The organism is Microbacterium sp. MMO-20 (assembly GCF_037147735.1).
Classification (GTDB): domain Bacteria; phylum Actinomycetota; class Actinomycetes; order Actinomycetales; family Microbacteriaceae; genus Microbacterium.
Map to the genome: position 1 here is coordinate 1 of NZ_JBBCUU010000013.1, position 19,894 is coordinate 19,894.

Here is a 19,894-nt window from a genome sequence, read left to right on the forward strand (position 1 = left end):
GTCTGCGCCCTGGAGGTTGGTGTGACTAAGGTCTGCGTCGCGAAGGTCGCAGCCAGCGAAGTTGAGGGTTGCCCCGTCGAGCACTGCCTTGGTGAGTCGGGCGCCGTAGAAACTGTGAGACTGCTCTCGCGAGAGTGACGTGCCTTCGAAGTGCGCTCCGCTCAAGTTTGCGCCCTCGAGGTTGGCCCCTCCGAGTCGCGCCTTGGTGAAGTCCGCGCCGATGAGGCAGGCGCCTTTGAAGTTGGCATCTTCGAGGTTGGCGTCGCTGAAGTTAGCGCCGGAAAGGTCAGCGTTCGCAAAATTCATGCGCCGCAAGTCCGCCCCCGAAAAGTCGACCGCGATTATCGGTGCGTTCTCATCGGAGTCTTCCGATTGAGCAAACCGCTGCTCAGTATCGTCTGCCAGCTGGACCACGGGCGCGGAATCGACTCCGTTGATTGCGACGCTCTCTGAAGGTGCTTGCGAGCCTTGGTCGGTGCTCGGTGCTACTGATAGCCGGTACTTCGAGAGGTCTACAGAGGAACGAAGCAGCAGCAGTTCCTCGGCAGTCTCGGGTGAGATCGTCAGCCCGAGACGGTACATGGTGTCCAGCGCTCGCCACGCATAGTCGCTTTCGTGGTCGCTCCCTCGAAGATGCTTGTTCTCGTTCCGGACCCCAATCAGTTCATACGCCCAACCCCGGTGATCCTGACCCAGCACCGCGCCAAATATCCGACTCCACTGCTTGGTGAGGAGAATCAAACAGGCGCTGATGTCCAGGCTGTCTGAGAGTTCCGCCATGTCTCCGGAGGCGGGCAGTTTGCGACGCCGGATGACATCCTCGACCGTTGGCGTCGCGCTGTAGACGAACATCTGAAGCACGCCATCTGTCCACCAATCGTCGCCGTACTTGTCGGCAATGCCTTGGCAGACGAACAGTGCCAGGGGTGCCCGCAAAGTCCGGAGGCCGGCTGCCACGAGCTCCTCGTTCGGAGTGAACGCCGCGGCGTCGGCTGTCGCGCTCGTACCGCGAACGCGTTCGCGCGCGCGGGCGAACGCGTTCGGGGAGGGCGCGGCGGTGGGCTTCGTGGGCGCGTCGTTCTCGATCACTCGGGTTCACTCTTCTCTGTCAGACCTTGAGGCGCCGCAACGCGCGGTTTCCTGCAGCGCCGGAGCCGCTGGCCAGCGGTTCAGTGCCGCCTAGTCGAGCCTCTCACTTCGACCCCAGCGAACATTGCAGGATACACGAGACCGGCCGGAGTGCAATCGTCAACCAACGGATTCCAGCGGGCGCCCACTGGCCACTCTGGCTCTGGTGCCAAGCGTCAGTGAGAATCGCGGGCGTCGGCTCCATCGATCTGATCGAGCAACCTATCCAGCCCGTCGTCGAAGAGGTCCGCGTAACGGTCGAGAGTCATCGCCGCCGACGCATGACCGAGCATCCGCTGCACCGACTTCACGTTGCCGCCGGCGTTCACCGCGATAGACGCGGCGGTGTGGCGCAGGTCGTGCAGCACCATCGTCTCGATGCCCGCGGTCTTGAGAGCCGTCTTCCACCACGACTTCGATCCCGCAGAGGAACGCACGCGACGCATGTAGTCGCCGGTCGGTCCCGGGAACACGAGATCGCTCTTGCGGCGTCCGGTGATCTCCGCGCGGAGCGCCTCGACCACGATCGCGGGTAGCGGGACGAGCCGGGTGCTGGCATCCGTCTTCGGCGTGCTCAGGTGGATCTCGCCGTGCACCTCGACGGCCGACCGGTGCACGGTGATCCGCCGCTTATCGAGATCGACGTCCGCGACCTTGAGTGCGGCCGCCTCGCCCCAGCGCAGACCGCAGTACCCGAGCGTCAGGACGAGCGCCCGATGCGCGCCGCTCGCATCCGCAACGCGACGCAGTTCCTCCTGCGTCAGGTATCGGCGGATGCGCCGGGTCCGGCGGCGAGGCAGCGAGTCGACACCCGTGGCCGGGTTCCGTCCCAATCGGCCGTCCTTGACGGCCTGCTTCAGAATGCCGTTCAGCACCCCGTACGCGCGGTGCACGATCGACGGTGAGCGGTCGATCTCGCTCAGCCACGCCGCGATGTCGCCGTTGACGACACGGCGCAGGGGCACCCGCTCCCAGCGCGGCGCGACGTAGAGACGCCAGCTCGTCTCGAGCGGCTTGTATGCAGACGGTTTCAGTGTGCGCTTCTTGATGTCGAGCCACGCCGGCGCCAACGAGCCGACGGTGACCGTCGATTTGCGAGGGTCGGTCCAGTCGCCGGTGATCAGCTTCGACTTCTCCGTTGTCAGCCACGCTTCGGCCTCGGCCTTCGTGAGGAAGCCGCGCTTCTCGACGATGCGATTGCTGGGCGAGACGTACCGGGCACGCCAGAGCGTGCCGTGCTTGACCGAGTCGTAGGAGTAGACGTTTCGGGTCGTGCGCTTAGGCATCGTCCGTTCGACGTGGGCGACCCTGCGTGTAGTTCATGCCCTTGAGGCGTCCGGCGGCGCGCGCCTTCGCGATCCAGTCGGATGCCGTGCGGTGCGGCACATCGAGTTCCACCTGCACCGCCTTCGTTGGCGGTAGGTCTGCGAGCGCGGCGGCGCCGTAGAGGATCTCGATCACCTCCATGCGCTCGTCCTTCATCCCACGCTTCACGACGGCGGATGCCATCCACTGCGGGATGATGCGACCCTCGCCGGCGGTGAGGTCTGCGACCGTCGTCCATTCGCCGCCGTCCGAGGCATCCATGCGCACCGCGATGCAGTGAGGGACGGCGGCTTGCACGATCGCCTGTGCAGCGATGTGACGCAGCGCGCGCCGGTCGAAGTCGGGCCGTATCGCGCGGCTGACGAGCGTCATGACGACGTATTGACCTTCGTCGGGGGAGTAGTGCGCCTCGAGGGTCGTTTCGATCCCGGTCTCGTCGTTCGTCGTGGTTGCGACGAACGCCCGCGCAATGCGCAGCGCCGACCCGACGGGTTCCGTCGCGGCATCCGCTGACATGGGTGTGCCATCGAGAGTGGTCACGTCGATTCTCACCTCCTCATTTTGCATTACCGCGAACGAACATCGCAGAACCTCTTGACAGAGCATACTCCTTAGTTGTGTACTCATGTCAAACACGGTTCTAACAACGCAGCGGAGGTGCACCGTGGCAATGAAGATCGAGACGACTCCTGTCGACCTGAAACACAAGTACCTGAGCCCACAGATGCTGGCCGACCAGCTGCCGGGCATCTCGACCGGCACGCTCGCGATGTGGCGACATGAGGGCAAGGGCCCGCGCTATCGCAAGCTCGGCCGCATCGTGCTCTACGCGGTCGACGAGGTCGACGAGTGGGTCGAGGCAGCCATGCGGGAAGGCACGATCGATGGCTACTGATCTAATGCAGGATGCCGCGCCGGCGGCCGTCACCGTGTACACGACCGGCCCCGCGTGCGTTCAGTGCATGCTCACGGAGAGCCTCCTCGCCGACCTCGACATCCCGTTCGTCGAGTGCGACATCACGCGCAGCGAAAACAGCGCCGCCCGCGACTATGTCGTCGGCGACCTCGGGTACACCCGCGCGCCGGTCGTGGTCGTCGACGAGCACGACCACTGGTCGGGCTTCCAACCGGATGAGCTGAAGCGGATCGCCCGCCGGTTCGGGAGCGGATCATGAACGAGCGAAGCACCCCGGCCGCGGGCGAAAGTCTCGCGGAAGCGGGGGAGCGGATTCGCCGCATAGCGCCCATCCTCGGAGGGCGCGCAACCGACGAGGAATGCCGCATCCGACGTGCGCTGATCGACGAAGCACTGGCAGTCCGCGGCATCCATCCCGGTGCGCACGAGTGGCGCACCGCCCAACTCGTCGACGGACATGTCGCCGGCGTCTGGGCGAACTCAGTCGAGGAAGCTGAACTCGATCTCACGGTCTGGTGGGGCGTCCTATGCCATTGGGTCACCGCCGACCCGCAGTGCCTGCTCTTCCACGAGTACTTCCCGAAGGGCAAGCGGTCGGCGGCAGAGGCCGCTCGATGCTTCCCGCTCGCGCCTCCGCGTGCGTTGCGTGACCGCTTCGCCCCCGCTGACTCGCTGCTCGACGGCATCTGGTTGCCGCCGGCATCCACCACGTCGCTCGCGAGGTGATCACTGTGGTCGACGACGATGCTGAACGGCTCGAGCGAGCGAACGAAGATCTTCGCCTTCAGATCGCGCATGCTCGCGCTGCCCTGTACGAGAGGGAGAAGCAGCGGAAGGAGCGGCGCCGCGAGTATGCGCGCGCGTACTACGCGGCACATCGCGACGAGTACCTCGACTTTCAGCGCCAGTACCGGGCCGAGCAGCGCGAGAAAGACCCCGAGGCGTATCGGGCGGGCAAGCGCGAGCGCAACCAGCGCTGGCGCGATTCGCACAAGGATCAGGTCAATGCGCGGCTGCGCGACAAGTATCGCGACAACGCCGAGAAGCACCGCGAGCGCCGACGCGAGTACTACGCGGACCATGCCGAGGAGCAGCGTGCGCGCCGCCGCGAGTACTACGCCCGCAACAAGGAGAAGCAGAAGGCCTCCCACCGCGCGTGGCGCGACCGCGAACAGCGGCGCCGAGCGGCCGGCCTGCCGACGCAGCGTCTCCATCGCGTACCTCGCGACGAGCGCAAAGCCAACCGCGTCGCGGCCGACGCCTTCTTCTCACGAACCTGGACCGAAGAGGAGCTCATGACCATGATGGAGATCTTCGCCACGCCGCCGGAACTACTGGCGGCGTGGAAGCGAGACTGCCTCAAGGCGCGCGCGACGTACATGCTGGCTGAGCAGCAGGAGGAGCTCGCGCGCCTGCAGAAGGAACTCAACCGTGTGGCTCCAGGCCCCAAGCCGATGCCGAGCCTGACGCCGCAGCAGATCGAGGAGGCACGGATGGATGCCATCGCGAAGCAAGTCAACGATCGCCTCCGCCACCACGAGGAACCGCGGCGCGTTCATCATCTGGACCCCGCTGCCCCGCATCCGATACTGCATCACCCCAACACGACAGGACTGAACCGATGAGCGCCATCGACCGAGGTCGCGCCGAGAAGGTGCTCTACCGCACCGCCATCAGCGCGTTCATGTACTACCCCGAGAAGCCCGACAGCGAGCCGGGGTACGACGTCGAAGAGGACGTGGCGTGGTGTGTTGCGCCCCTTGATCGACAGATGCCGATGCCGGATGTCGAGATGTTCCGCGGAGTCATCCGGATGCTCATCACTGAACCGCTCGCGGACCGGCGACCCTTGATCCAGAAGCTCGCTGAGCTCTCGGTGGAGTAGCGGCGGATCCCTCCTGGCGGCCGATCGTAGCGACCTCCGGCGCGCTCCGTTCCGGCCCTGCGGCATATCCTCCCTCGCTGCGCTCAGTCCGGTAATCCTCGGACTCGGCACTGCGCACGCCTCCGATCGCGCTGTGAGCCACTACCAGGGCGATCCGAGAGGAGCGGGCGATGCGCGATCGCGTGAGTTAGCGCGAGATTCCGCCCCGCTCGGGGCCGACAGGAGTGACGACGGGTGCGGCGAGATCGATGACCTCCTCGCGGGGTAGCGAACGCTGCAGGTCGCCCAGTTTTGTTACCGTCTTCTGCTCGATCGCGCTGATGAACTTGCCGTCGCTGGGCACGTGCAGCTCGGGGATAACCTCGCGCAAGGCGACTTCGTGCAGCTCGACTAAATGCTGGATGGCCTCGCGGGGGAGGTCTCGGCGCGTCATTGCGAAGTCGGTCATGTGGTGAAGCTCGCTGAGCCATTGCGTGGCATCGAGTCGACTCAGACGCGCGGACTGCTGTGCTTCGAGTGCTTCAACGCCGCCCACGAACGCCGCGTCACCGTCAGCGCGGTGCGCGTCGAACACGGAGTTGCCGTCGCGGCCGATAACCGTCAGCCGGCTGACGGAAGCGGAGTTCACGGTTGCCTCGGCGAGAGCGCGGGTCGCCTCGAATGCGCGGTCGTGGGCTTCTCGACTGACGAGCCGTGCAAGCTTGCCGGCGTGAACGTTGCTCAGGTAGAGGGATGCCACGGAAAGAAGGCTCTCAGCTCTCCGCGATGCGACGACCACGACCCGCGTCTGAAACCCCGCCGCCGCGAAGCGCTCGGTTGTTTCGATCGCGACTGCCGGGTCCTGAAACGCTCCCTCGAGCACCAGCGAGCGCCTCTTCTCACGGGCGTAACGGATGCAGTCGCGCATCCATGCCGCTGTGGCTCGGGTAACGCCGTCGAGCGCCTCTGCTGTGCTGCCGGTGGAGAGTTCGGCGAAGCGCGGATGGAAGGCGCGAAGCTTTTCGGCGCCCACGACCGCTGGCACCTGACCGTGATCCACGACCAGCGCCCGAGCCGCTCTCGGACGCGGAGCCCCGGGTTGGCCGGCGAGCAGGGTCAGAGACGGCGAGTCCTCACGGTGAGTCGAGTCCTGAAAGACCAAAGGAAGGACGTCGCGCTCCAGTATCGCGTCACGCTCACTCGCTTCGAGTTCCCAGCCGCTCAAGGCGTCAGCTCCGCAATACGGACGGCGATTCGATCGGCGAGCGCGTTCACGGCCGCGCGGTCGTGTCCGTCCACATCGACAATGTCTCGTTGGAGCTGCTGAAGCTCAGACAACGCAGGTGCGGAGGGTCCCGTGCGTTCGATGGAGGACTGCAGAAGCAGGCTCGTCAGCACCGTTGCGGACTCGCGCATCGCCTCGTATGCGACGGCGTCATTGACGCGCCATGCCGATATCCCAGCCACGCGGCCTCCCTTACTCATCGTACCGGCGAGGTTGCAGCGCAGAGGAGTGCGGATTGACGGCGCTCAGCAAACTTCCTCAGAGTTGATCACTGAAAGTCCTCAGGTCGCCGGGTCAGGTTAGCGCAGGTTGGTGCCGGTGGTGACGCGGCGTAGCTCGTCCGCGGCAGCGGCGTGGTTGCGGAGTCGGTAGGAGGCTCCGTCGAGGGTGACGACCACGGATCGGTGCAGGAGCCGGTCGAGCATCGCGGCGGCGACGGTGGTGTCGCCGAGGATCTCGCCCCAGGCTCCGACGGGCCGGTTCGTGGTGAGCACGATCGAGGTTTTCAGGTAGCGCTGGTTGATGACTTGGAATAGCGCCGAGGCGGCCTCACCGGGCAGCGGGAGGTAGCCGAGCTCGTCGATGATCAGCAGCGTCGGGCCGGCGAAGAACCGCATCATCGTCGACCATTTCCCTTCGATCGCGGCGCGGTGGCAGCGCGCGGCGAGATCGGCGGCGGAGGTGAAGTAGACCCGGTAGCCGGCCCTCACGGCGGCGTGCCCGAGCCCGGTCGCGATGTGTGTTTTCCCGACTCCTGGTGGGCCGATCAGCAGCACGTTGGTGGCCGTTTCGAGGAACCGGCAGCTGCTCAGTTCGGTGAGCAGCGACCGGTCGATGCCGCTGGCAGCGTCGAGGTCGAAGTCGTCCAGGGTGGTCCCGGTGGGGAGGTTCGCGAACCGGAACCTGCCGGCGAGGCGTCTCGCGTCGGTCGCGGTGACCTCGATCTGCAGGAGTCGTTCGAGCGCGTGGGTGAGCGTCCAGCCCTCGGCCTGCGCCTGATCGAGAACCTTCGGGAGCGCTTCGGCGGCGTCAGCGAGTTTCAGGTCGGTGAGGTGGCCCCGCAGCTGCTGGTAAGTGCTGGCCGGAGTGGTCGTGGGGGTCATCGGAGGGTGTTCCTGTTCTTCGCGGCCTGCTCGTAGGCGGCCAGATCGATCACGGTCGAGGTGGGCTGCCCGGTGCCGGTGAGCACCTGCGCGGCGCGGAGAGCCGCTGGCCCGGGTGGGATGCGTTCCTTCCGGCGGTGCGGGCGTCCCGGCGGCGCCGACGCCATCGCGATGGCCTCGAGCGCGGTGACGTGGCCGGTGTCGCGGACCGTGACCCCGAGGCCGGGCTGCGCGACCCGGTGCCGGGCGACGACTGTCCCGGAGGCGGTGGCGATGTCGATGGTGTCGGCGCCGAGCCGCTGCTGGATCACGACTTTCGCGGCAGCCAACTCGGGTGGGACGGAGTAGCGGTTCCCGCGCCAGTCGATCAGCGCCTGCCGTGTGGCGGTGCGCTCCTCGGTGATCACGACGGGGAACACGACCGGCGGTAGCGGCCGCAGCCGCTCCGCGGCGAACATCATCTTCGCGGTGGTCTTGCCCGTCTCGGTGCGCCGCGGCCGCTCATCCTGCCGGCGGGCGAACGCCTCGACGGAGGCTTGCGCCTGCTCGAGGGTCAGCCCGTCCGGGAGGGTGCGCCACCAGCGTTGCGCGGCTGTGTGGTTGTTCTTCTCGACCACGCCCTTCCGGTTCCCCGACCTCGGCCGGCAGACCACCGGCACGACGCCGTGATGCTTCGCGAACCCCGCGAACATCGGCATCAGGTCACGGGTCACGGGGTTCAACACCGTCGCCATCCGGTCGAACCGCCAGACCCTCGTCACCCCGCCCAACAGAGCCAGCACGGTCGTCATCGCGGCCAGCAGATGCGGGACATCCATCGACGGAGACAGCACGCCCCGCCAGACCCCGGAGTGAGCGAGCGACCCGACAAGCAGATACGCGTTCTTGTGCGGGAACCCCCAGTGCGCGGGTGGGTTGGGGAGCTCGAGCCAGTCGAACTGGGTCTCCTCGCCCGGCGGGTGGGCGATGATCGCGTTGGGTCGCTGGGTGACGTGCGCGCAGGCGGTGCATGCCGGCCGCAGCCCGCGGGCCCGGATCTGCCGCGTCAACGTCGGATACGACCCCGGATAGCCCAGCGGCACGAGCTCGTCCAGCAGCGTCGCCGCCCAGAGGTGCGGGTCCTCCGCCAGGCGGGCGGTGACGTAGTCGACGAACGGATCGAACGGGTCCGGGGCCGCGCGTTCGCGCTGGCCTGGCGTGCGTTCCCCGTTCAGGTATGCGCGGATCGTCTTGCGGTCATGGTGGGTGCGGCGGGCGATCTCACTGATCGTCATCCCCTGCCTGTGTAGAGCGTGGATGTCCACGCTGCTCCTCTCTGAAAGCATGAGAAGAGGGCCTCCCTCGGAAGCTGGTGTGTGGTCGAAGACCACCAGCATCGAGGGAGGCCCGCCTCATGCGACGGAGCGACCCAGGGTGGGGAATTTCAGTGAGCAGAAGTGGGGAATTTCAGTGAGCGCCGTCAGGATTCCGCCGGCCTCCACGGCGTAGCCGCGTCGGGCTGCGCGGATATGGTGGAGTCACTGGGTTCTGGAGGGTACTGCGGAGATGCGGACTGATTCGCCACTGTGGCGTGTCATGGGCGACGCTGCCCAGGCGCAGGAAGCCGAGGCACTCGACAAAATCCGCCAGCTTCTGCCCGACGATGGAATCGCCCGCGGATGGGCGAACATCACCTTCACCGACAACCACGGGCGGCTCAACGAGGTCGATGCGCTCCTGCTGACTCGCAACGGTCTCTTCGTCGTTGAACTCAAGGGGTGGCGCGGCGAGATCACCGGCGATCAGCGCATGTGGCGCCTCGGGAACCGCACCGAGAAGAACCCTCGGCTGCTGGCTAACGACAAGGCGAAGCGCCTCCGCTCTGTCCTCTCCGACCTGGCTCGCACCGCAAACCTCCCCAGCAACGTAGTGCCGTACGTCGACGAGGCGGTCGTGATGCACGGGCGTCGATCAAAGCTCCGGCTCGACCGGTTCGGCGCTGAATCGGTCTGGGCATTGGACGGATTCGAAGTCCAGGGACTTGCTCCCGACCGCGCATTCTCGACGTTGCTCGCGCAACAGCCCACCCGCGAACCAATCGATCTCCCACGCGCCAGGCAGATCGACGCGCTGATGGATGCTGCGGGCCTGATGCCGCGTCCCCGCCAGCGCATGATCGGCCATTACCCTCTCGACTCGAGCCAGCCGCTCGGTGAGGGGCCCGGCTGGCAGGACTTCCTCGTCAAACACCCCGACGGTGTGACGAAGCGCCGTATCCGTCTGTTTCCGTACCCGAAGGGCGCGGATCGCGAGACCCGCGCTGCCGTCGATCTGCGGGCACGCCGCGAGTTCCGTCTCACCGACGGCATCATGCATCCCGGGATTATCGCCCCGCTTGACCTCCTCACTCCTGAAGATGGACCGGCGCTCCTCTTTCCCTACGATCCCGACGAACTGAGCCTCGAGGACTACCTCTCGCAGCACGTCGATGACCTCACCTTCGAGGCGCGCGAGCGCATCGTGCAAGACCTGACCGAACTCGTCCGTTTCGCGCACGGCCAGCGGCTCACTCATCGGGCCCTGTCGCCCGTGAGCGTGCGGGTTACCGACACGGGTGACGACTCGGTCACTGTACGGATCCGAGATTGGGATCTCGCGCGGCGACGAGACACCGAGACCTCCACAGCGACAGTTGTGTCGAGGGGTATCACCGATCTCGTCGGCGTCGTTGATTCCGAGGCGCTCCTCTACCTCGCGCCCGAAACGCTCCGGAACGCGACTCCTGCGTCGGCGCAGACGCTCGACGTGTACGGCACGGGGGCGGTTGCCTTCACGGTTCTGACCGGAAAGCCCCCCGCAGTGAACCTGCCCGCTCTCGAATCGCTCGTGGCTTCGGACGCGACGGGGCTCGATCCACGGTCAGTGATGCCGGAGATCTCGGATCGTCTCGCCGGCGTCATTGCACAAGCCACGGCGTTCGACGAGATGGAACGCACCCTGGACATCGCCGATTTCCAGGTGGCATTCGAGGACGCCCGTCGCGAGACGCACGACGATGAGCCGGTCGTCGCGCAGACGGATCCACTCGACGCATCGGTGGGGGAGATCATCGGTGGCCGCTTCGAAATCGCACGCCGCCGCGGTTCGGGGTCAACGGGTGTAGCGCTCGAAGTGCTCGATTACGAGGCTGGTCGTGAGGGCGACATCCTCAAGCTCGCGAAAGACGACGCAGCTGCCGCACGCCTGCAGATCGAAGCATCGGTGCTGGATCGGCTGGACCACCCTCGCATTGTGAAGCGCTTGGATGGGCCTCTGCCCGTCGGCACGCGCCAGGGACTCCTGATGACGGATGCCGGCACCGAGACGCTGTCGGACCGCATCCGTCTCGAGGGTCGCGCCACGATCGAGCAGCTCGAGCGCTATGGCGCGGACCTGTTCGAGTCCGTGGCGCATCTCGAGCAGCGAGGGGTGTTCCATCGCGATATCAAGCCGTCGAACCTCGCCGTTAAGCCCGACCCCGGCACCCGCAAGCCGCGCCTGACCCTGTTCGATTTCTCCCTCGCGGAAGAGCCGCTCGCGAACATCAAGTCGGGATCGCGGCCTTACCTCGATCCTTACCTCGGCGTGAGTGCGCGGCGGCAGTTCGACTCGGCCGCTGAACGCTTCGCGGTTGCGGCGACGCTCTTCGAACTCGCCACCGGAGACCCGGTTTGGTGGCCGTCCGGGGATGCGCCCGCGAGCGCGACGGATGCGCCGGTGGTGCAGCCGAGCATGTTCGACACGGGTGTCGCTGAAGGCCTCGTCGCGTTCTTCCGCGTTGCGCTTGCGCCGGACGCTACCGAGCGGCATCCATCGCTCGACGCCATGCGCGTTGCGTGGGCAGCCGCTCTCGCCGGTGCGACCATTGACGACGACACCGCAGAGGCGAACGATGCGAAGGCGGATACCGCGTCCGTCGACACACCGCTGACCGAAGCCGGCCTCAGCGCTCGCGCGCTCTCGGTCGTGGCGCGGGTCAATGCGACGACCGTCGGCGAGCTACTCGGCGTGCCTCCGATGGTCATCAACCAGATCCGCGGGAGTGGCGAGCAGGTGCGCCGCGAGATCAGCTCGCGCATCCGACAGTGGCGCGAGCGTCTCGCGCATACGACCACGACGACCGAGGTTCCTGCGGCAGGCGGGCGTCGGGCCGTGGAGAACTTCCTCAGTGGCATCTCGCCCAAGCCCGGCGAGTCGCCAGAGGACCGCTTCAAGCGGTTGCGCAAGGGTGGAACGCTCAAGACGGCGGCCGACGATGTTTCCCGATGGCTGCGGGACTTCGAGAGCATCGCGACTGTCGACGAGCTCGCGGCCAAGCTCCTACGTGAATATGGGTCGTCCATCGACGATGAACAGCAGCGAACGAAGGTCGCGACCGCCGTCGTGCAGGCGATCCTCGAACTCGATGCTCGGTACCGGGACCCGAAGTTCGTCTTCCAGCGGGCGGCTGACCGCACCCGAATCATCGTCGCCTACGCGCCCGAAGACGGCTCGGGCATGTCCTTCGACGACGCAGAATCGCACCTAGAGGCAATTCTTCACCGGGCATCCATCATCGACGACCTCCTCGATGCGGACGACGTCGTGCCCGCTGCACGCGTCCGCGAGGCGCTGCGGGCCGACGAAGAGAAGCCACTGAGGTTGAGCGACGCCCGCATCGCGCAACTCGCGATCGGTCTCTCCGCACGCGGTCGGCAGTCGTCGATGGGTGAGGCATACCGAGTGGACTTGTCGCCCGCGAGGGCGGTGGAGCATGCCCTCCGCTCGGCCGCGACGCGCGAGGTCGCAGAAGTCACCATCGAACAGCGAGTGCGTGCGCGGTTCCCCGCCGTTGACAGCATCCCCTCGCGGCCCGCGCTTGACGTCGCGGTGAGAGCCGCGATGCCGTATCTCGAATGGCGGAGCGACCTCCGCAAGTACGCCATGCGCGCCGCGGACGCGACTTCGGCGACCGCGACCGCATCTTCGACGACGTGGGGACGCGCCACCGGAGACGACACCGTCGTGGCTCGACTGCAGGCGTCGCTCCGAGAGAGAAGCGCACTGGCTCTTGTCGTGACTCGGCGTAGACCCACGCCGCTCGTCACGACAGCGCTCGCCCACGCCTACGACACGCGTGTCATCGACCTTGCAGACCTTGCGCTGGATGCACTGCGTGAGACCGCCGCCGACAAGAACATCCAATGGGGTGTCGTTCTTGCTGCAGATCGGGCGGATGCCGGCGGCACCGCCCAGCGGAACCTGCAGCAGCTGGCTCGCCTCGCGATCGTTCCTCGATGGAATGAGCTGATGGAATCGCCACAGCCGCTCATGCTCACCAACGCGGCGGTGCTCGCTCGGCTTGGCCTCGTTGACCTGATCGCGTCGGTGATGGACATGTCGACCTCGCGCGCCGCGGCGCGCTGGTTCGTCCTGCCGCGTCCGCTCACGGGCAGCACCCCCGATCTGGACGGCGTGCCGATGCCGTTCGGTGCGGATGGTTGGCTGGAGTTGGGCATCGATTCCTTCCAGCTAGGGGATGGCGAGTCACATACCGTCCTCTCAGCCGCGACCCCCTCTCTCACCAGAAAGGCCAGCGTTTCGTGATCGATTCCGCTGCACTTCTCGCTGACCTCAAGCGCGAGCTCAAGACTCTGGAGGCGGACCTGCGGGTGCGCGCAGAAGACCCTGAGTCCCCTTGGGGTTCGCGGCTCAGGAAGGAATACGGGCGTGCTCAGGCACGGGAACGTACGGGGCTCGCATGGATCGATTGGCGTGACGGGCAAGTTGCGCAGGCCGGGGTGGGCTGACCCCGTTCGGTAGGTCCGGTGGTTGTGTGAGTCGTCCTGTTGCCCGGGGGTCCGGGCAGGGAGACTGGTCAGATCATGACGAACAGCAGGAAGCGTCACACTCCGGAGCAGGTCGTCCGTAAGCTCGGGCAGGCCGACAGGATGCTCGCGGGCGGGAGCGACATCGCCGGGGTGTGTCGAGAGCTCGGAGTGTCCGAGCAGACGTACTACCGGTGGCGGAACCAGTACGGCGGATTGAAGGCCGACGACGCGAAGCGGCTGAAGGAGCTCGAGAAGCAGAACGCCACGCTCAAGCGGCTGCTCGCCGAGGCAGAGCTCGAGAAGGCCGCGCTCAAGGAGCTGGCTGAGGGAAACTTCTAGGCCCGGGCAGGCGCCGCGCCGCCGTCGACCACCTCAAGCGCAAGCTGCGGGTGAGCGAACGAATGGCGTGCCGTCTGGCCGGGCTGAGCAGGTCCGCATACCGTCGCCCGCTCCAGGGCGAGACGACAGCCGACCCGGACCTGGCGTTGCGGGACTGGCTGCGGGCGTATGCGAAGAAGCACCCGCGGTGGGGATACCGCAGGGCCTACCACGATGCCCGCGGCGAGGGGTGGGTCGTGAACCACAAGAAGATCCAACGGCTCTGGCGCGAGGAAGGGCTGCGCGTCCCGCAGCGGCGTCGCCGCAAACGCGTTGGGTCTTCGACCGTCGACGCCCCGGCAGCGGTCGCACCCAACCTCGTGTGGGCGGTGGACTTCCAGTTCGACGCGGACGAGCAGGGCCGTCCGATCAAGATCTGCTCCATCGTCGACGAGCACACCCGCGAGTGCATCGGCGGGCTCGTCGAACGGTCGATCACCGCGGACCGGCTCACCGCCCACCTCGAGGACCTCGTCGCAGTCCGCGGCGCCCCCGCGGTGCTCCGATCCGACAACGGCCCCGAGTTCATCAGCGACGCGATGGCCCACTGGGCCGGCACCCGCACCGGCCTGTTCTACATCCCGCCCGGCTCGCCCTGGCACAACGGGTACGTCGAGTCGTTCAACAGCAGGCTCCGCGACGAGTGCCTGAACATCAACAGCTTCTACTCGCTGCTCCACGCCCAGGTCGTGATCGGCGACTGGAAGACCGAATACAACCACGACCGCCGGCATTCATCGCTCGGCTACCTCGCACCCGTCGACTACGCTCGGCAATGCACCCATCAATCGGAAACCGACGACTCGCACAGCGACCGGACCGAATGAAGGGGGCGGCCCAGGGGTTGCGTGGATCATCGCGACAGTGTTCATCCGCTTCTGCGAGGACAACGGACTGCTTGCCGGTGCGGCGCGTGACGGGCGCTCGGTGGCTCAGCCGTGGATCGCTGGGCCTGGTGATGGGCTGGAGCGTGCGGTGGAGAACGAGGCCGCGTTCTACGCCGCGGCGCCGACGATGACCTCGCGAGATTGGCTCCAGCAAGCGTTCGGCACGCTCGCCGAACTGCCGGCAGGCGCCCCGCTTGTGGACCGGAATCACTCGGCCGTCTGGCACGCGGAGATCTCGGCGACCGCAGCAGACGGGCTGCGCGACTTCTTCCGCCGTACGACGCCCGGTGGCGAGCTGGTGCACGACTTCAGCGACCCCCAGCTGGGCACACGTTTCCTAGGCGACCTCTATCAGGATCTCTCCGACTACGCCAAGAAGACGTTCGCCCTCCTGCAGACTCCAGACTTCGTCGAGGAGTTCATCCTCGATCTCACTCTCACGCCTGCGATTGAGGAGTTCGGTCTCACGGGTCTCAAGGTGATCGACCCGACATTTATGCGCAAGTCGAATGTCTCACGAGACACGAGGTCTATGCGATCGACCACCAGAAGTTTGAGCCGTAGATTCGCCCGTATCCGTGCGCCGTTCCCAGATCTGTCCACATCAGGCGCTTGTCGTTGCCGCCATACTTCGTCTCGTCGGAGAGCATCCCGAACACTTCCTGCGTGATGTAGGACTTGTATCCGGCATCTAGCGCTGCCAGCTTCGCGGCGATGTTGGCTGCATTTCCAACCCAAACGAGGTCGTTGCTACCGCGGATCCCCGTTCGTGCCACCATCGTCTTGGAGGTGGCGATCCCGACCTTCTGCTTGAGCATGTACGTGTTCGATGGGTACTGAGCGTCGATGGCAGGCTGCAGGATCTTCTGCACAGCCCAGTTGATCTTGAGCGCGGTCTTCGCCGCATTGCTGTTCTTCGAACCTCCGATGTAGACGCCCATGACACGGTCCCCATCGAAAGCGGTGATGGTACCGCCGTGCGCGCGGATGATGCGAGACACCGCGTACAGGTAGTTCTTGTAGACCTCAGCCGCGAACCAGTCTTTCCACCCCTTGACGAGGCCCGTCGAATCCTTCAGATCCGCGTAGAGGACAACTGCATCGAGGTCAACGGCCTCGTTTCCGAGGGCCAAGTCGCCTGTCTCAGGTACCTTCTGACCGTCGCGTCGCTTCCATGTCGTTGAGTGCGTCGCCTTCGCATAATCGCGAAGCTCATCCGCAAGTCCCATCGGTGCTCCTCTCAGTGGTCCAGGTCGATTTCGCTAGCTGAGGACACGGAAGGCGGCGACCACAACAAGCATCGCCAGCGCCACTAGCAATGCGACCGTGGCCCCGGTTGCGAGCACGAACTTGCGGTCGGCCACGCACGAGTTGGCATGAATCTGACGTGCCAGATTCGGAGCGAGTTCGTCGCCGATGGTGAGAATCGCGCGAGCGTATGCGTCAGGGCCCTCGTAGTCATTGGCGATGGCGCGGTAGTAGATACGTTCCTGCGTTGCGCTCGGCGTATACCTACGTCGTGGGAGCAGGCCGACAAAGGCGAGCATGCCTGCAACCACAAGACTGCAGCCGGCTGCCGCGGCGATCAGGAGCACCCAAAGTGGCGACCTGCCCTGCGCCGTAACGTATAGACCGCCGCCAGCCACACCGACGAACGCGATGAGCGTGGCCAGTTTCGCGTCCGCGTGTCGGATCCAACCATTCACATTCTCGAGCTGGCTCCACAAGTCGGCGTGCGTTGGGGAGCTGGGCGTGGACTTCACTCTCCGCCAGGGCATCATGCGGTCAGCTCTCGAACCCGGAACTCGCGTCGAACTTGAGCACGCGGGCGTTCTCGGAGATCGTGCGCACCTCGCCCTCATCGAAGCCGTCGCCCTTGCTCGCCTGGATGTCTATGGTGATCTCGAGCTTGGCGCCGGCGCCGGCGAGGCGGTCGATGATTTCGCGAGTCACGTTTCCGATATCCCTTGAGTAGCGATCGGGGTCGACCTTCACGGAGCCGAAGTAGCGGCTCGGGCGTCGCGGTGCGACGATGTCTTCGGTCGTTGTGGCGGAGTCGTCTGCATCGTCATCGACCAGCACGATGTCGATCGGACCTAGCTCTGCGGCCCCTTCCTCGGCGGCGCGCCGGGCGGCCTCCCGAGCGGCGGAGGCTCGGTCTGCAGATGCTTGCTCATCGGCCGTGTTCCAGTCCACCAGCAGAGTGCTGTCGGTGATCTGGATAACGGCGTTGTGAGCTGGGGGCACGATCAGCCCCCGGTAGCGACCCGCCTCGGTGTCCTTCCCCGTCGCGATTGCGAACTTCTCGCCATCGACGAGGACGGAGTTCAGCGACCGTTCGATGGCGGAGTCGAGGGTCTCTCGCCGAACGAGGCGCGGCAGGTAGACGTAGCGGGTGAAGTATCCCCACAGTTCGCCGACGCTGATCTCGCCCTTGTCGCGCCACAGCTGTCCGAGCTCCTGATGCAGTGTCGCGCCGAGGATCGGCGCGCCGAGTTCGGTGACGAGCTGGTCATCGCGGGAGAGCTTCGCGGCCACTCGCTCGGCGAGGGATCGGCCGCTTGAGTCCGGCACCTTGTCGGTGATCAGCTCGAACGGTTTGGTGGCGTCGAACTGTTCGGGGTAGACCGCCCACACGAAGGTGTCGCGGATCCGGTCCGAGACGGTCCGATCCAGGCGTGTGACCCAGTCGTCGGTCTGCTTTCTCTGCTGCACCGACAGGTTGAGGCTCTCGCTGGTCGCCTGCACGCGCTTCCACGCGAGGTAGCTGCGCGCGGCGGCCTCCAGGCTCTCCAGCTCGCTCTTGTCTGCGACAAGGAACACGAGGGTATTGCGGTGCACGCGCTGGCTGGCGCCCTTGGTCTCGATCGCGTCGCGCACCCACTGGTGGGCTGAGGAGTCGGCGCCGTCCGACTTACGCCGCGAGTGGCGCGGGTGAACGATCACCAGGCGCGCGTCCTCGAGGTCCGGGATGTCGGCGCTGGATGCAGGGGCGACGTGCACCCGGTCGAAGATGCCGCGCGCGCGTTCCTCGCTGCGCAGTCGTTCGGTGATCTCGTTCCACACAGTTTCGACGTCCTCACGGAGTCGCTCGGCGTAGTCGTTCGCGGTCTTCGTCACCGACGGCTGAGTGTCGAACCAGTAGTGGCCCTGCTCCTCGTAGAAGTACGTCGACCTTTGCGCGAGCAGCTCGATCGCACTGCCGAAGTTGCCGAGCGTGTCACCGGGAGCCGCTGTTCCGAGCCACACGTACTGCTTGTCCAAGCCCTTCCGCGACGACTTGATCCTCGGGGCAGCTCCCATGAAGATCGTTCGCGCGATCCGCTGCGTCACGAACCGCTGCCCCAGGTTGGGGCGGTCCAGGTCGATCTGCTGCGCCATAGACCCCGGACCGTCGATGTCCGAGTCGATGATCGGCTTCCACTGGTCCTCGAGGTACTGGGTGAGGTCCGTGTTGACCGTCGTTGCCTCCAGCGGCACGTTGCCGGGGAGGATCAGCGGGGACGTGTCGTTGGATGCCCACAGCTCGTGCACGATGGACGACACGAGCTTGAGCACGCCGCGGGTGCGCTGGAACCGCTCCAACGTGGACCAATCCTCGTACAGACGGTCCAGCAATTCGGGGTGCAGCGGGTACGACGCCCGGATGCGCTGCTCGTAGTCGTCGCTCGGGACCGCGGCATCGCGCGGAAACAGAGCAGTGTTGCTCCGATACAGGGTGACAAAGCTGCGCGCCACGGCGGCGATCGTGGTGAGGCCCTCCGCGTTCGGCGCCTGGAAGAGACGGCGGCGCACGATCTCGAAAGACTCGTCCTTGCTCGACGGCCGCCACTGATCCGCGACACGACGGATCACATTCTGCAGCCGTTCCAGCGCGAGCTGACCGTTCGCACCACCGATCTCGATGTCGCTTCCGCTACCCGCATCGCCCGTGTCGGATGCCGGGATCGAGACCACGAGCATCGCACCGGGTACCGACCGAACGACTTCGGTTAGCGACTGTGCGAACGTGAACTGCGTCTCGAACGAGCCCGATGGAAGCTCCTTGTCCGTGACCAACTGCCGCGCATACGCGACCCACTCATCGATCAAGATCAGCGCCGGCGAGTACTTCGCGATGAGCGTCCTCAAGGCCTCGCCCGGGTTCGTCCCGGCGCGGTCGTCCTCTGCGATCAGGTCGTATGCTTCGCGGCCGCCGAGCTGCCATGCAAGCTCGCCCCAGAGCGTGCGGACCTCTGTTCCGTCGTCCTTGATGAGCGGCGATCCTGCTTTGAGGTACGTGCCGACGAGCGCGACACGCTTCACGCCCAGACTCGCAAGGTCCGGGTTCCCGGTCTCAGCGATGAGTTCCTGCAGCTCCTGAGGAAAGTCCTTCGCGGGCGTGCCGCTGAACAGGTGGTAGAGAGCGAGCATCGAGTGCGTCTTGCCACCACCGAAGTTGGTCTGGAGGTTGACGACGGGGCTGGCGTTGCCGTCCCCGCCCCCCACGCGTCGGAGGGCGCGGGATAGCAAATCCCGCAGACCTTCCGTGAGGTAGGTGCGAGTGAAGAACTCGACCGGGTCGCCGTACTCGGGGCTCGTCGCCTGGCCTGTCCGTACGAGATGCAGGTCGGCGGCGAACTCGGATGCCGTGAACTCGCCCCGTGCCACATCATCATGCGGGCGGATCACCTCGCGCCAGGGCCGCAGACCCGAACCCGGGTCGAGGGTCACCGTCGTCCGCTTGACCTGCTTGCGCGTCTGATCCTCGAAGACCGTGCGCTGCAGGTCGACCCGGAGCTTGCGGACGTCCTCGGCAGAGTCCACCGCTCCGACGGCATGAAGCAGTCGCTCGATCGTGTCCAGCGCGCGCGCCGCGTCATCAGAACTGAACGGCTCGTTGTGCGCCCATAGATTTCGTGTTTCGCGCAGTTCTGAGCCGAACCCCTGTTGCGCCCGCGACAGCACGTCCTTGAATCGGTAGCCCTGCTCGGTGATCGCGCGAAGCTGCACCTGGACGTCATGCTTCGTCAACGTTCGTGCAGGCCCACCCCGGCGCTGCGCGTCTTCTCGCGCCCACGCGGCGGGCCAGTCCGACGTCCCGTAGGCGGCGGTCATCACCTCGTCGACAGAGTCCAGCAGACCCTCCGACAACAGGTCGAAGGCCTTGCCCACGCGATCACGGTTGTTCATCGCCATC

At 66.0% G+C, this 19,894-nt stretch carries 17 protein-coding genes; 7 read left to right on the top strand and 10 right to left on the bottom strand.

Annotated elements, in window-relative coordinates; all coding sequences use genetic code 11:
* The 3 genes from WFI52_RS13400 to WFI52_RS13410 all read right to left on the bottom strand — a co-directional run.
* Positions 1-1,089 (bottom strand): pentapeptide repeat-containing protein (locus WFI52_RS13400; protein ID WP_336637419.1); only part of this gene is annotated, 1,089 nt, incomplete at its 3' end.
* 215 nt (positions 1,090-1,304) lie between these two features.
* Positions 1,305-2,414, bottom strand: coding sequence for a tyrosine-type recombinase/integrase (locus WFI52_RS13405; protein WP_336627493.1), 1,110 nt, complete (start codon positions 2,412-2,414; stop codon positions 1,305-1,307).
* Positions 2,407-2,994 carry a hypothetical protein gene (locus WFI52_RS13410; RefSeq protein WP_336627492.1) on the bottom strand — a complete coding sequence of 196 codons (588 nt, stop codon included), beginning with the start codon at positions 2,992-2,994 and terminating at the stop codon, positions 2,407-2,409. The genes WFI52_RS13405 and WFI52_RS13410 overlap by 8 nt, the downstream gene beginning before the upstream one ends.
* 124 nt (positions 2,995-3,118) lie before the next feature.
* Here WFI52_RS13410 and WFI52_RS13415 point away from each other — a divergent pair, with 124 nt between their 5' ends.
* The 5 genes from WFI52_RS13415 to WFI52_RS13435 are packed head-to-tail and all read left to right on the top strand — an operon-like array spanning position 3,119 to position 5,255.
* A complete protein-coding gene (locus tag WFI52_RS13415; protein ID WP_210007852.1) occupies positions 3,119-3,349 on the top strand; it encodes a helix-turn-helix transcriptional regulator in 231 nt (76 codons plus the stop codon).
* Positions 3,339-3,629, top strand: coding sequence for a glutaredoxin domain-containing protein (locus tag WFI52_RS13420; RefSeq protein WP_336627491.1), 291 nt, complete (start codon positions 3,339-3,341; stop codon positions 3,627-3,629). The genes WFI52_RS13415 and WFI52_RS13420 overlap by 11 nt, the downstream gene beginning before the upstream one ends.
* The gene (locus tag WFI52_RS13425; RefSeq protein ID WP_336627490.1) at positions 3,626-4,096 is read left to right on the top strand and encodes a hypothetical protein; all 471 of its coding nucleotides are present in this window, start codon (positions 3,626-3,628) and stop codon (positions 4,094-4,096) included. Before WFI52_RS13420 ends, WFI52_RS13425 begins: the two co-directional genes overlap by 4 nt.
* Positions 4,097-4,101: 5 nt before the next feature.
* Positions 4,102-4,995: a hypothetical protein gene (locus WFI52_RS13430; RefSeq protein WP_336627489.1), complete on the top strand. Its 894-nt coding sequence runs from the start codon at positions 4,102-4,104 to the stop codon at positions 4,993-4,995.
* Entirely contained in the window at positions 4,992-5,255 is a 264-nt protein-coding gene (locus tag WFI52_RS13435) for a hypothetical protein (protein WP_336627488.1), read from the top strand. The genes WFI52_RS13430 and WFI52_RS13435 overlap by 4 nt, the downstream gene beginning before the upstream one ends.
* 187 nt (positions 5,256-5,442) lie before the next feature.
* Here the strand turns inward: WFI52_RS13435 and WFI52_RS13440 are convergent, their stop codons facing one another.
* The 4 genes from WFI52_RS13440 to istA all read right to left on the bottom strand — a co-directional run bounded on the left by WFI52_RS13440 (position 5,443) and on the right by istA (position 8,998).
* A complete protein-coding gene (locus tag WFI52_RS13440; protein ID WP_336637420.1) occupies positions 5,443-6,459 on the bottom strand; it encodes a zeta toxin family protein in 1,017 nt (338 codons plus the stop codon).
* The gene (locus WFI52_RS13445) at positions 6,456-6,701 is read right to left on the bottom strand and encodes a hypothetical protein (protein ID WP_336627487.1); all 246 of its coding nucleotides are present in this window, start codon (positions 6,699-6,701) and stop codon (positions 6,456-6,458) included. Before WFI52_RS13445 ends, WFI52_RS13440 begins: the two co-directional genes overlap by 4 nt.
* 117 nt (positions 6,702-6,818) lie before the next feature.
* Positions 6,819-7,622: an IS21-like element helper ATPase IstB gene (gene istB, locus WFI52_RS13450; RefSeq protein ID WP_336627486.1), complete on the bottom strand. Its 804-nt coding sequence runs from the start codon at positions 7,620-7,622 to the stop codon at positions 6,819-6,821.
* Complete coding sequence (gene istA / locus WFI52_RS13455) at positions 7,619-8,998, bottom strand: IS21 family transposase (protein WP_442927773.1); 1,380 nt, start codon at positions 8,996-8,998, stop codon at positions 7,619-7,621. Before istA ends, istB begins: the two co-directional genes overlap by 4 nt.
* A 199-nt stretch (positions 8,999-9,197) precedes the next feature.
* On the opposite strand from istA, the gene WFI52_RS13460 reads away from it, so the two are divergent.
* Both WFI52_RS13460 and WFI52_RS13465 read left to right on the top strand, forming a co-directional pair.
* Positions 9,198-13,226, top strand: a complete 4,029-nt coding sequence (locus WFI52_RS13460) for a protein kinase domain-containing protein (protein WP_336627484.1) — start codon at positions 9,198-9,200, stop codon at positions 13,224-13,226.
* Between the two features lie 278 nt (positions 13,227-13,504).
* Positions 13,505-14,655 (top strand): IS3-like element ISAar43 family transposase gene (locus WFI52_RS13465; protein ID WP_336627483.1). Its coding sequence is split into 2 segments (ribosomal slippage): positions 13,505-13,775 and positions 13,775-14,655, totalling 1,152 coding nucleotides; the frame shifts between segments, so codons are not numbered across the junction.
* A 590-nt stretch (positions 14,656-15,245) separates the two neighbouring features.
* On the opposite strand, the gene WFI52_RS13470 is transcribed toward WFI52_RS13465, so the two are convergent.
* The 3 genes from WFI52_RS13470 to WFI52_RS13480 all read right to left on the bottom strand — a co-directional run bounded on the left by WFI52_RS13470 (position 15,246) and on the right by WFI52_RS13480 (position 19,893).
* Positions 15,246-15,944 carry a hypothetical protein gene (locus tag WFI52_RS13470; protein ID WP_336627482.1) on the bottom strand — a complete coding sequence of 233 codons (699 nt, stop codon included), beginning with the start codon at positions 15,942-15,944 and terminating at the stop codon, positions 15,246-15,248.
* Positions 15,945-15,977: 33 nt separating this feature from the next.
* On the bottom strand, positions 15,978-16,310 hold the full coding sequence (locus WFI52_RS13475) for a Pycsar system effector family protein (protein ID WP_336627481.1): 333 nt from the start codon (positions 16,308-16,310) through the stop codon (positions 15,978-15,980).
* Between the two features lie 190 nt (positions 16,311-16,500).
* Positions 16,501-19,893, bottom strand: a complete 3,393-nt coding sequence (locus WFI52_RS13480; RefSeq protein WP_336627480.1) for a DUF499 domain-containing protein — start codon at positions 19,891-19,893, stop codon at positions 16,501-16,503.
* Position 19,894: the final 1 nt, after the last annotated feature.